This is a genomic window from Ruegeria sp. AL7 (assembly GCF_056536105.1).
Genome location: NZ_JBQFJF010000001.1, coordinates 1,234,087 through 1,246,146, shown reverse-complemented (window position 1 = coordinate 1,246,146; position 12,060 = coordinate 1,234,087). Strand labels below are relative to the sequence as shown.

Sequence of the window (12,060 nt, the reverse complement as noted above, 5' to 3'; positions counted from 1 at the left end):
CGGCAACCGTGGAGGACGCGACCGTGGCAACGGCAGTTTTGTTAAGCAAGGGGCGCTATCGCGCCAGACTGGCGCAATCGCCCGAGGATATCAGAACAGCTCAGGCATTGCGGACCTTGGCTTTTGGCACAGAGCAACCGGACAGCGACGAGTTTGATGCACGCTGTAGCCATATCCTGATCGAGGATATGCGCTCGGCAGACCGGCTGGTCTGCTGCTTTCGGATGCTGACCATGGATAGTGGCGGCGAGATCGGGCGAAGTTATTCGGCACAGTTCTACGACCTGACCTCGCTCGAAGGCTTCGAAGGCCGGATGGTTGAAATGGGACGATTTTGTATCCACCCCAATCACAGCGACCCCGACATCCTGCGTGTCGCCTGGGGGGCAATGACGGCCTACGTTGACCGGAACAACGTCGAGATGCTGTTTGGATGTTCCTCTTTTGCCGGAACCGAAACTGAGCAGTATCTGGATGCGTTTGCGATGCTCAAACACCGCCATCTGGGCCCGAAACGTTGGTTGCCGCGTGTGAAGGCTCCGGATGTGTTTCGATTTGCCGCGCGTCTGCGGCGCAGACCGGACGTGAAAAAGGCAATGCTGCGGATGCCACCCTTGTTGCGGACCTATCTGATGATGGGCGGTTGGGTCAGCGATCATGCAGTGGTGGATCGCCACATGAACACGCTGCACGTTTTCACAGGGGTGGAAATCGGTGCGATCCCCCCGGCACGCAAACGTCTGTTGCGGGCGGTGGCCGGGTAGATTGAGTATTTTTCAAAAGGTGAAGACGGGGCGTTGACGCAATGTGTCAGCCGGTTTAGCTGGCGCACATGGCGAGAATTCCTTTGTTGCAGATGTCCGGCATTTCCCTGACTTTCGGGGGTGACCCGGTGTTTTCCGAACTGGATCTGGTGGTTCAGCCCGGCGATCGTGTTGCGCTGGTGGGGCGAAACGGGTCCGGAAAATCCACGCTGATGAAAGTGATGGCCGGTCTGGTCGAGGCGGATCGGGGCGAGATTGTCGTGCCGCCCGGAAAATCCGTTGGCTATATGGAGCAAGATCCGACGATGGAGGGCTTTGCCACGTTGGGGGATTACGCGTCCAGCGGGTTGGAGCCGGGAGAACTTTACAAGGTTGAACGGGCCGGTGAAGGGTTGAAGTTCGATCCTTCACGGGCAGTTGAGACGGCTTCGGGCGGAGAGAGGCGGCGGGCTGCGCTGGCCAAGCTGATGGCCGAAGCACCGGATCTGATGTTGCTGGACGAGCCGACCAACCATCTGGATATCGAAGCCATCGCGTGGCTGGAACGCGAACTTGGCGCGACCCGAGCGGCCTTTGTGCTGATCTCGCATGACAGGGCCTTTCTAAGGGCGCTGACGCGGGCAACACTTTGGATCGACCGGGGGGCTGTTCGGCGACAGGAACAGGGCTTTGAAGCCTTTGAGGCCTGGCGGGACAAGGTATGGGAGGAAGAAGACCAGCAACGCCACAAGCTGAACCGCCTGATTAAGTCCGAAGCGAAATGGGCGGTTGAGGGCATTAGCGCCCGACGCAAACGTAATCAAGGCCGGGTGCGGGCCTTGCAGGCGTTGCGGGCCGAAAAGGCGGCGCAGATCAAACGTCAGGGTTCGGCTGCAATGGCATTGGAGGCCGGGCCAAAATCAGGCCGTAAAGTGATTGAGGCCAGGGCGCTGGCCAAAGGGTTTGGCGACAAGCAGATCGTTCGGAACTTTGATCTGCTGGTACAGCGCGGCGACCGGGTGGCCTTTGTCGGGCCGAACGGTGTTGGCAAAACAACGTTGCTGAAGATGCTGCTGGGGCAGGTGGAGTCGGACGAGGGCTCGGTTTCCTTGGGGACGAACCTTGAAATCGCGGTGTTCGATCAGACCCGTGCCCAACTGGACCCCGAGATGAGCCTGTGGGACAGTCTGACCGGCGATCCGGAAATGCGGGTGTCGGGCAAGGCCGATCAGGTAATGGTGGGCGGGCAGCCCAAACATGTTGTAGGGTATCTCAGGGAATTTCTGTTTGACGAACGGCAGGCCCGAGCAGCCATCAAATCCCTGTCCGGTGGGGAAAAAGCCCGATTGCTTCTGGCCAAGCTGATGGCGAAACCCTCGAACCTATTGGTGCTGGACGAACCGACCAACGATCTGGATGTCGAGACGCTGGACCTGCTGCAAGAGCTTTTGGACGATCACGACGGCACCGTTCTGCTGGTTAGCCATGACCGGGATTTTCTGGACCGCGTGGCGACAACCACCATAGCGATGGAGGGTAACGGACGGGCGACAGTCTATGCTGGCGGTTGGTCGGATTACATAGCGCAGCGCGGTGACGTAATCGAAAAAAGTGTAGAAAAAGCAAAAGCTCCAAAGCCAAAGATCAAGCAGGAAGAAAAACCGAAATCCGGCCTGTCCTTCTCAGAGAAGCACCGGCTGGAGAAACTGCCTGCCGAGATCGCGCGTCTTGAGGCCGAGATCGCCAAGCTGGAAGAGTTGATGTCCGATCCCGAGCTGTTCACGCGCGAGCCGGTGAAGTTCCAAAAAGCGACCGAAGCGCTGGTTGAGAGGCAGGAGAAACTCTCGGCCGCTGAAGAGGAATGGCTGACGCTCGAAGAGAAGGCTGAAAGCGCTTAGCGCACCAGACGCCTTGCCGGATTACCTGCCACGGTTTCTCTGGCGGGGACGTCTTTGGTAACGATGCTGCCTGCGCCGATTGTGGCGTAGTCGCCTATGGTTACGCCGGGCAACAGGATCGCGCCACCGCCAACCCAAACCTGCCTGCCGATGGTGACGGGCAGGCCGATTTCCAACCCTTGTGCCCGATCAGCCGGGTCCTTGGCATGATGGGCGCAGTAAATCTGAACATTGGGGCCGAACATCGTGTCGTCGCCGACTCGAACGGGGGCCGTGTCCAGAACCACGCATCCGGCATTGAAATAAACCCGGCTGCCCAGATGGATGTTCATTCCATACGCGCAGTGAAAAGGGGCTTCGAGAAAACAGTCCTCGCCGACATGGCCCAGCAGCGCGTGTAGTTCCGGGGCCATCGCGCCGCGTGTGTCGGGCGGACAGGTGTTGTGAGCGTGAACAGCCCGTCGTGCCCGCGCGCGCAGATCGTCCAACTCAGGATCGAGACAGCAGTACCACTGCCCGGACTGCATTTTCTGGCGCTCCGACATAGGGCTGTCTTACCGCATCCGCAGAGCGCCGTCGATGCGGATGACTTCGCCGTTCAGATAGCCCATTTCAACGATGAAACCGGCCAGCCGCCCGTATTCCTTAGGGTCGCCCAGGCGGACCGGGTTCGGGACGTCGGCGGCCAGTTGTTGCTGCACGTCTTCAGGAAGGCCCGCCAACATCGGGGTCATAAAGATACCCGGCGCAATGGTCATGACGCGAATCCCGGACGAGGCCAGATCGCGGGCCATTGGCAGGGTCATGCCAACAACCCCGCCTTTCGATGCAGCATACGCCGCCTGTCCCTTTTGGCCGTCGAATGCGGCAATAGATGCAGTGTTGATGATCACACCGCGCCCCCCGTCCGGTTCGGGTTCATTCTTTGCCATCTCGGCAGCGGCCAGCCTTGAGACGTTGAATGTGCCGACAAGATTGATGTCGATCGTACGCTGGAACGCGTCCAGCGGGTGGGGCCCATCCTTGCCGACTGTCTTGATTCCATAAGCGATACCCGCGCAATTCACAGTCGCGGTGATCTTGCCCATCTTGTCCATGCCGTGGCGCACGGCAGCTGCGACCGAGGTTTCGTCGGTTACATCCGTCAGCGCAAAATATCCGCCGATTTCGGAGGCGACTTGAGCGCCACGGTCCGCGTCACGGTCCAGAATAGTGACTTGCGCGCCCTGCGCGGCAAAGTGACGGGCGGTGGCTTCACCCAGACCGGATGCGCCGCCGGTGACAAGAGCGGCTGTGGTGGACAGGTGCATCGGAACTCCTCCCTGGGATATGAACAATTGTTCAATAACTGCTTTGCAGGGGCGGTGTCCACATCTTTGAGCCTGAACGCCTAAAGGGGCGGGGCGGACTGACCGCCGCCGGGTCAATACGCATCTTTAAGGCATCTTAATCCGCGCTTCACGAAAACGCGCCTGTTCGTGAACGAAGTAATCACAGCCATTGCGTGTTTTTTCGTCAGGAGGTTCCGATATGGTAAATGGTATGAAACAAACACTGGGCGCTGTTCTGGCTGCACCTGTCTTTGGGATTGTGGTTGCCGGCAGTGCTGTTGCAGCGCCGGAAACGTGTAACTGGAAAACGGCTCGAAATCTTGCGAATGCAGGCGACTATGCCGGTTTTTGCGATTGTGTTCAGGTGACCCCGAGCTTTCTGGACAGACTTCAGAAGCGACCGGATTTTGAGACAACGCTGCGCGTTACCGGGGCGCAATGCCCGGGCCTGGCCGCTTTGCTGACAGATGTGCCAACGGCAAGCCAGTCCGGTCTGGCAGAGAATCGGGGTGAAAGTCGCGGTTCAGAACCCGGCGGGGCGGGATTTGCGAACGCGGCTGGTCCAGACGGCCTCGGTGGTGGCGGAGAACCTGACAACGGCGGCCAAGAACCCGGTGGTGGCGGTGGACAGCCCGGCGGCGGTGACGGAGAGCCCGGCGGTGGTGGCGGAGAACCCGGCGGTGGCGGTGGAGAGCCCGGCGGTGGTGGCGGAGAACCCGGCGGTGGCGGTGGAGAGCCCGGCGGCGGTGGCGGGGAACCCGGTGGTGGTGACGGTGAACCCGGCGGTGGCAAAGGCAATAACGGCGGCGGAAAGGGCCATAACGGCGGCGGCAAAGGTGGCGATAAGGGTAACAATGGCGGCGGCAACGGCGGCGAGGGCAGCAGTCCGGGTCGCGGAAACAACGCCAATGACGACGAGGGCGAAAGCGACCGGCCCGGTCGCGGAAAGGGACGTCAGTAGCTTTGCCCATTCCAAAATAGATACGGCCACCCAATCGGGTGGCCGTTTCCTGCTTTGCAATCAAAGGTGAAAGGGGCGTCAGCCCAGTTGCACCAATGCGTGGCGTTTCTTGCCTGCACTCAGCTTGATCGGGGATGACAATGCGCCCGCATCGATCATCAAACCCGCATCCGTCAGCGGAGCGTCGTCCAGTTTGGCCCCGTTTTCGGCAATCAGGCGCTTGGCCTCTTTGCCGGATTTGGCCAGGCCTGATTTGACAATGATCTGGACGATGGACATGCCGTCGCCCAGTTCATCCGCGCTGAGGGTCAGGGTGGGCAGATCGTCTCCAACGCCACCTTTTTCGAACACTTCACGGGCCGTGGCTTCGGCCGTTGCCGCAGCTTGCGCCCCGTGGAGAAGGGCTGTCACCTCATTGGCGAGGCGGATTTTGGCCTCATTGATCTCGGACCCGGCAAGCGCGCCAAGACGGTCACATTCATCCACCGGCAATTCGGTATAGAGCTTCAGGAACCGCCCGACATCCGCATCGGTGGTGTTGCGCCAGAACTGCCAGAATTCATAGGGCGAGCGCATCTCGGCGTTCAGCCAGACCGCGCCATCCTGCGATTTGCCCATCTTCTTGCCGTCGCTGGTGGTCAGCAGGGGTGAGGTCAGGCCGTAGATTTCGTGATCCAGCACCCGGCGAGTCAGGTCGATACCGTTGACGATGTTGCCCCACTGGTCGCTACCGCCCATTTGCAGAACACAGCCATAGCGGCGGTTCAGCTCCAGAAAGTCATAGGCTTGCAGGATCATGTAGTTGAACTCGAGAAACGACAGCGATTGCTCACGATCCAGCCGGGATTTCACCGATTCAAAGCTGAGCATCCGGTTGACCGAGAAATGCCGCCCGATGTCGCGCAGGAAATCGAGGTAGTTCAGATCATCCAGCCATTCGGCATTGTTCAACATCAGCGCCTTGTTTTCGGCATCAGTGTCGTAATCGATATAGGCCGCGAACACTTTCTTGATGCCCGCGATGTTTTCGTCGATCTGTTCGGGTCCCAGCAGGGGGCGTTCATCCGCGCGGAACGAGGGATCGCCCACCTTGGTGGTGCCGCCACCCATAAGGGTGATCGGCTGGTGGCCGGTCTTCTGGAACCAGCGCAACATCATGATCTGGATCAGGCTGCCCACATGCAACGACTTGGCCGTTGCATCAAAGCCGATATAGGCCGGCTTGCACCCACTGATCAGCGCGTCGTCAAGGCCCTGATAATCGGTGCAGTCGGCGAGGAAGCCGCGCTCGATCATCGTGGCGATGAAATCCGATTTGGGGTGGTAGGTCATATCGTGCCCTCGGGGTTTGTGTTGCGCCGCACTGTATAGGCGGCGCTGCGGATGAGGAAAAGCCACCTTTTCACTCTAAAACCGCGTGCCGTGATATGCGCGCGCAACTAGGTGGCCGGGGTGTTGATCCTGAGGCGCGAAGTCGGAAAAAAACCGACGCCCCCAATCAGAAGGCTTGCCAAGGCGGCATAACAAAAGCACCTTGACCAAGCTGCAACCCAGAGGTGAAGTCCAGAACTCCGGGCACGGCGGAAACAATGCCAGATCAGGAGGCGGGCGTGGGCCAAACCATCAAGAAACACGGAATGGTTCGGGCATTGGGCGCGATGTCCGGTACGTCGCTGGACGGGGTGGACGCTGCGGTGGTGGAAACCGACGGGCATTCCATCGCTGGATTCGGGAAAAGCGGCTATCGCGCCTATACCGACGCTGAACGCGATGTGCTGCGGGCGGCTTTGGGGCAATGGCACGGCCCGCAGGTCGATGCGGCGGCTGAAATGGTAACCATAGCCCATGCCGAGGCGCTGTCCGAGTTCGAAGATGTAGATCTGATCGGCTTTCACGGCCAGACGCTGGCGCATGAACCGCGCGGGCGTGGCACATTGCAGGTGGGCGATGGTCTTGGTCTGGCGCAGGCGCTGGGGCGCCCGGTGGTCTGGGACTTCCGGAGCGACGACGTGGCGATGGGGGGCGAGGGTGCTCCGCTTGCGCCGTTTTTTCACTTTGCCTGTGCCAAGTGGTTTGGCGCGGACCGCCCCTTGTGTTTTCTGAACCTGGGTGGTGTCGGTAACCTGACCTATGTGGACCCAAGCTTTGATGGTCCCGAGGCGCTGGGGGCGCTGCTTGCCTTTGATACGGGGCCAGCGAACGCGCCGGTCGATGACCTGATGCAGGCCCGGCTGGGGCAGCCGATGGACCGGGATGGTGCGGTTGCGCGCAATGGCACCGTCGAAATGGGTGCGTTGGAGTTGTTTCTGGCTGAGCCTTTCTTTGCACGTATGCCGCCCAAGTCGCTGGACCGGAACGATTTCTCTGAGATGATCGACCTGGTGAAAGAACTGGGTGACGCTGACGCGGTGGCGACCCTGACCGGGATGTGCGCAGCGGGGGTGGTGCAGGGGATGGAACATTGTCCGCAACCGCCGTCTTGCGTGCTGGTTACAGGCGGTGGACGGCGCAATCCGGTTTTGATGGAGATGCTGCGCGTGTCCCTCGACTGCCCGGTCGAACCGGTCGAGGCCGTGGGGCTGGACGGTGATATGCTCGAGGCGCAGGCTTTTGCCTATCTGGCCGTGCGTGTGGCGCGGGGATTGCCAACCTCGTGCCCGGGAACAACCGGGGTGAAAGCGCTGGTGGGTGGCGGCATGGTCAGTACTGTGAACGCTCAACCGGTGGGTTGAGGTTGCATACAGGTAACGGCTAACGCGTTATCGACACACAGGCTTGCCACTGCGACGGGCTGTGTCGAAGTGAAAATGCCCTTTGTGATACCGGTCAGCATCAGGACCAAGAACAGTTCCAAACAGGCCACAGGCTCCGCTGTGCAACTCTCGTAACACGGTGCTTTGATCGGTGTCGCTCCATCCGTCCTGAACGGTGATCTGCGTTCCGTCCTGCAACACGAAGGTCGAGATATCGATGGCCCGACCTCGCGCATGTTCGGAGATGCGCGCATAGGGCTGGTTGTTCCGCGTCTTGCAGGCATAGTGGCCAACAACCCGCATCCCCTTGAGACCACCACCCAGTTCGGCGAAGGCGGGTTTGGCGACGTTTTCGATCCACGTTTTCAGCGTAACGGCTGTCTGACAGTCCATCAGCGAGAACTGGCTGAGCGCAATGTCCGAAATTCTGTAAATCCGAACCGGGTTGGCGATGCCGCAACCTTGCGCTTTTCCAGCCAAAGACGTGCGGGTTTCGCCCAAGATGGTCCAGTCACCACAGACCGCCCCGCGGTCACGCATACGCTGGCGACCCACTTCAAACTGGCGGAACTTGCAAGGGCGCAGCGCAGGGCGTTTCGAGATCAGCACCGCAGGTTCGACAGTCGCGGCAGGTTCTTTGTGTTCGGTTGCGACTTCCTCCTCCAGATCGGGCAGCGCCAATTCGGATGAAAGGGGGGATTCTGCACAGGCGATCTCGGCGTTTGCAAGACCGGTGTTTGCGAACAGAAGCAGATGGATCAGGAAGATGCGTTTCACAATCACTAGATGCTCCGTTGCCTGCGGTTGCGTTTACAGAATGATAAATGCGTAACTTTCTGTAAACTCACCTTTTCAGAGCATTCCAAGATCAGCTTATCCACGCGGGATATCAAACCCAGGTTCTGCCAGTTGGAATCCATCGAACTGAAATCCGGGAGACACTGTACAGCTGACCAGTGTATAATCACCGGTGCTGCGTGCGGCCTGCCAATGGCCGGTGGGAACAATCAGTTGAGGCGCGCCCCGAGACAAATCGGGCGACAGCACATGGTCGGACGCCGGACCCTTGTCTGTTGCGCTCAAGGACAGAATCAGTGGCGCGCCCGCGTGGTAGAGCCAGATCTCGGTCGCGTCGACCCGGTGCCAGTGGCTGCTTTCTCCCGCCTGCAGCAAGAAGTAGATGCAGGTGCCGGTCGGGCGGCCTTTGTTTTCGGCGCGCCAGGTTTCCGCGTACCAGCCTCCCTCGGGGTGAGGTTGCAGGTTCAGGCGGTCGATGATCTCTTGTGCGGTCATGTGGCCCCTCGTGTGTTTGGCGCAATTATGCACGGCAAGGTGTGATCCGCTATGGTATTCGTGCGCACGGGGAATATGTTTGCCGCATGACATTGACCATTCCTTTCGATAACTCATATGCCCGCCTGCCGGACGCGTTTTTTGCGCGACAGGAACCTGCGCCTGTACGCGCGCCCAAGTTGATCGCGTTCAATGATGATCTGGCACGGCTGTTGCAGGTCCATCCGGGCGACGTGCAAGAGATGGCGGAAGCCTTTGCAGGTAATCGCATCCCCGATGGTGCGGACCCCATCGCGCAGCTTTACTCCGGGCATCAGTTTGGCCAGTACAACCCGCAGCTTGGGGACGGGCGTGCGGTGCTGTTGGGCGAAACTGTCGGAACGGATGGCGTGCGGCGGGATGTTCAGCTGAAAGGCTCGGGCCCGACGCCGTTTTCTCGTCGAGGCGACGGCAGGGCTTGGCTGGGTCCGGTTCTGCGCGAATACGTGGTGTCCGAGGCGATGCACGCGCTGGGCATTCCCACAACACGCGCACTGGCGGCGGTAGAGACCGGTGAAACCGTGTTCCGGGAGGGTCCGATGCCCGGTGCGGTGCTAACCCGGGTTGCAACCAGCCATCTACGGGTAGGCACCTTTCAGGTCTTTGCAGCGCGGGGGCAGTTGGACAATCTGCGGCGCCTGACAGACTACGCAATCGCGCGCCACTATCCCGGGGCCGAAGGGCCAATGGGCCTGTTGCGGGCCGTTCGGGATGCGCAGGCCCGCCTGATCGCGCAGTGGATGAGCGTGGGCTTTATCCATGGGGTCATGAACACCGACAATTGCTCGATCGCGGGTGAGACCATCGATTATGGCCCCTGTGCCTTCATGGACGTTTATCACCCCAATACGGTCTACAGCTCGATAGATCGGATGGGCCGTTATGCCTATTCCAACCAGCCAGATATTGCTGTCTGGAATCTGGCGCAGCTGGCAACCTCTTTGATCCAGCAGATGGACAACAAGGACGCCGCTGTTGAGGAGGCGACCGAGATCGTGCATGCCATGCCAGACCTGCTGCAACAGAACTGGTTGGTCCGGTTCCGGGCAAAGGTCGGACTGACGACCGCTGAGGAAGGCGATCGGGCGCTGATCACCGATCTGCTAAAACGCATGGCCGAGGGGCAGGCTGATTTCACCAACACCTTCCGTGCGCTGGGCAAAGATACCGCGCGCGACCAGTTTATCGACCCGCAGGCCTTTGACAGCTGGGCAGAGGGCTGGCGTGCTCGCTTGGCACGTGAGGCGTCACCGCATGACGTGATGACCGCAGCGAACCCAGCCTTTTTTCCGCGCAATCACCGTGTCGAGCAGATGATCCAATCAGCGGTGGCGGGGGATTACCAGCCGTTCCATCGGCTGAACGCCGTCCTCGCGCGGCCTTACGACGATCAGGCAGATGCGGACGATCTGAAACGGCCCCCGACCGATAACGAGGTCGTGCACGCCACGTTCTGTGGTACGTGACGGTCAAACATCTCTGGTAGTCGCTCGGTGCGGTATGGTTTCGCGGGGAGGGGCGAATTGTTTTGTCCGGTCTAAATCGGTGTTGGATGCGCTGAAACTGCGGCACTTCCGTCCTGCCGCTCCCGGATGAAATGAGGGGAAACCCATTTGTTTCTGGCCGCGTCACGTGCCGGGTTTTTAAGCGAAATACCATTCCAAGGCGACTTCCCCGGTTGCCGTTGCTGCGAAGTGAAACTGAAGGGTTGCGTCCGGCGGCAGGCGTGTCACTTTGGGTCAAGCCCACTGGTCAGATCTATATGCAGTCATCTTCCACCCTTCGCATTGCCAGCTATAACATTCAGAAATGCCTCGGGCTGGATTTCCGGCGCCAGCCGCAGCGCATTTTGCAGGTCATCGAACATATGCAGGCCGATATCGTTGTGTTGCAGGAGGCCGACAAACGTCTGCCGCCGCGCCCGGCGGCCCTGCCGCATTTCATGCTGGATGAAGCCGGTTGGCAGATCGTCGATCTGGGCGGTGCCGGCAGTCTGGGCTGGCATGGCAACGCGGTGATCTGGCGTGGCGAGGGCCTTTCGGTCCGGCGGACCGGACATCACGAATTGCCCGGGCTTGAACCGCGCGGCGCGGTCCGTGTCGAATTTGATACCCCTATCGGGCCGTTGCGGGTGATGGGTATGCATCTGGGGCTGTTGCCCGCATCGCGACGTCAGCAGATCTCGCATATCAGGCGGTTTGATAAAGAGCTGGAGCAGATGCCGACTGTCTGGGCGGGGGATTTCAACGAATGGTCCCGACAGCCGATTCTGGATCACCTGGCACCCGAAATGCGTTTCCTGCCCCCCAAGCCAAGTTTTCCCGCCGCGCAGCCGCTGGGCGCGCTGGATCGGATCGCGCTGGGCGCGGGCGTCAGGGCCACTGCGCATGGTGTCCATGACGCGCGCCCCGCACATATCGCATCGGATCATTTGCCGGTTTGGGCTGATTTGGCGCGCGTGGCTTAACTTCAACGGAAAAGAAGAAATCCCTGTGGCGCAAAGTGCGCAGACATACTAAGACAGACACCCGAGCAATTCTGAGGGGCATCATGTCGGAAACGATTATTGGACGTTGTGAGGCCAAAGGTCTGCGCATGACCGGTCAAAGAAGGATCATCGCGCAGGTATTGGAACAAAGCGACGACCATCCGGATGTCGAAGAACTGTACGCGCGTGCTTCTGCCATCGACACAGGCATCTCGATTGCGACGGTGTATCGTACGGTCAAACTGTTCGAAGAGGCCGGTATTCTGGAGCGTCTGGAGTTCGGCGATGGGCGGGCCCGTTACGAGGATGCCGAGCGCGATCACCACGATCACCTGATCGACATGCAGTCGGGCGAGGTCATCGAATTTGTCGATCCCGAGATCGAAGCCCTGCAGGAAAAGATCGCCGCCAAGCTTGGGTACAAGCTGAAAGGGCATCGGCTGGAACTGTACGGCGTACCGCTCAAGCAGGAGTGATCCATCACAAATCGCGAACGGCCCCACCACGTTAATTCATTGAACGTTTCGGGAATTGGCTTGCCAGACGTCGCCGGT

12 protein-coding genes are annotated in these 12,060 nt (G+C 60.0%); 7 read left to right on the top strand and 5 right to left on the bottom strand.

Going from position 1 to position 12,060, the window contains the following annotated elements:
• Positions 1-23 precede the first annotated feature (23 nt).
• Positions 24-764: a GNAT family N-acetyltransferase gene (locus tag ACR3E2_RS06210; RefSeq protein WP_480480540.1), complete on the top strand. Its 741-nt coding sequence runs from the start codon at positions 24-26 to the stop codon at positions 762-764.
• A gap of 68 nt (positions 765-832) precedes the next feature.
• Positions 833-2,641 carry an ABC-F family ATP-binding cassette domain-containing protein gene (locus tag ACR3E2_RS06205; RefSeq protein WP_480480542.1) on the top strand — a complete coding sequence of 603 codons (1,809 nt, stop codon included), beginning with the start codon at positions 833-835 and terminating at the stop codon, positions 2,639-2,641.
• Here ACR3E2_RS06205 and ACR3E2_RS06200 read toward each other — a convergent pair.
• Positions 2,638-3,168 (bottom strand): sugar O-acetyltransferase, encoded by a 531-nt coding sequence (locus tag ACR3E2_RS06200; RefSeq protein WP_480492698.1) that lies wholly within the window; start codon positions 3,166-3,168, stop codon positions 2,638-2,640. The two genes, ACR3E2_RS06205 and ACR3E2_RS06200, sit on opposite strands and share 4 nt — an antisense overlap.
• Before the next feature lie 27 nt (positions 3,169-3,195).
• Positions 3,196-3,951, bottom strand: coding sequence for a 3-hydroxyacyl-CoA dehydrogenase (locus ACR3E2_RS06195; protein WP_480480546.1), 756 nt, complete (start codon positions 3,949-3,951; stop codon positions 3,196-3,198).
• Between the two features lie 232 nt (positions 3,952-4,183).
• Between ACR3E2_RS06195 and ACR3E2_RS06190 the strand changes: the two genes are divergently transcribed.
• Positions 4,184-4,933 (top strand): hypothetical protein, encoded by a 750-nt coding sequence (locus ACR3E2_RS06190; RefSeq protein WP_480480548.1) that lies wholly within the window; start codon positions 4,184-4,186, stop codon positions 4,931-4,933.
• Between the two features lie 78 nt (positions 4,934-5,011).
• Here the strand turns inward: ACR3E2_RS06190 and tyrS are convergent, their stop codons facing one another.
• Positions 5,012-6,265, bottom strand: coding sequence for a tyrosine--tRNA ligase (gene tyrS / locus ACR3E2_RS06185; protein ID WP_267363943.1), 1,254 nt, complete (start codon positions 6,263-6,265; stop codon positions 5,012-5,014).
• 257 nt (positions 6,266-6,522) lie between these two features.
• On the opposite strand from tyrS, the gene ACR3E2_RS06180 reads away from it, so the two are divergent.
• A complete protein-coding gene (locus tag ACR3E2_RS06180; RefSeq protein ID WP_480480550.1) occupies positions 6,523-7,665 on the top strand; it encodes an anhydro-N-acetylmuramic acid kinase in 1,143 nt (380 codons plus the stop codon).
• A gap of 27 nt (positions 7,666-7,692) precedes the next feature.
• On the opposite strand, the gene ACR3E2_RS06175 is transcribed toward ACR3E2_RS06180, so the two are convergent.
• Together ACR3E2_RS06175 and ACR3E2_RS06170 are read right to left on the bottom strand one after the other, a co-directional pair.
• Complete coding sequence (locus ACR3E2_RS06175; RefSeq protein WP_480480552.1) at positions 7,693-8,469, bottom strand: extensin-like domain-containing protein; 777 nt, start codon at positions 8,467-8,469, stop codon at positions 7,693-7,695.
• A gap of 90 nt (positions 8,470-8,559) precedes the next feature.
• Complete coding sequence (locus tag ACR3E2_RS06170) at positions 8,560-8,979, bottom strand: cupin domain-containing protein (protein WP_480480554.1); 420 nt, start codon at positions 8,977-8,979, stop codon at positions 8,560-8,562.
• Between the two features lie 86 nt (positions 8,980-9,065).
• On the opposite strand from ACR3E2_RS06170, the gene ACR3E2_RS06165 reads away from it, so the two are divergent.
• The 3 genes from ACR3E2_RS06165 to ACR3E2_RS06155 all read left to right on the top strand — a co-directional run bounded on the left by ACR3E2_RS06165 (position 9,066) and on the right by ACR3E2_RS06155 (position 11,982).
• Positions 9,066-10,484: a protein adenylyltransferase SelO gene (locus ACR3E2_RS06165; protein ID WP_480480556.1), complete on the top strand. Its 1,419-nt coding sequence runs from the start codon at positions 9,066-9,068 to the stop codon at positions 10,482-10,484.
• 296 nt (positions 10,485-10,780) lie between these two features.
• Positions 10,781-11,485: an endonuclease/exonuclease/phosphatase family protein gene (locus ACR3E2_RS06160; protein ID WP_480481649.1), complete on the top strand. Its 705-nt coding sequence runs from the start codon at positions 10,781-10,783 to the stop codon at positions 11,483-11,485.
• 83 nt (positions 11,486-11,568) lie between these two features.
• Positions 11,569-11,982: a Fur family transcriptional regulator gene (locus tag ACR3E2_RS06155; protein WP_209503686.1), complete on the top strand. Its 414-nt coding sequence runs from the start codon at positions 11,569-11,571 to the stop codon at positions 11,980-11,982.
• Positions 11,983-12,060: the final 78 nt, after the last annotated feature.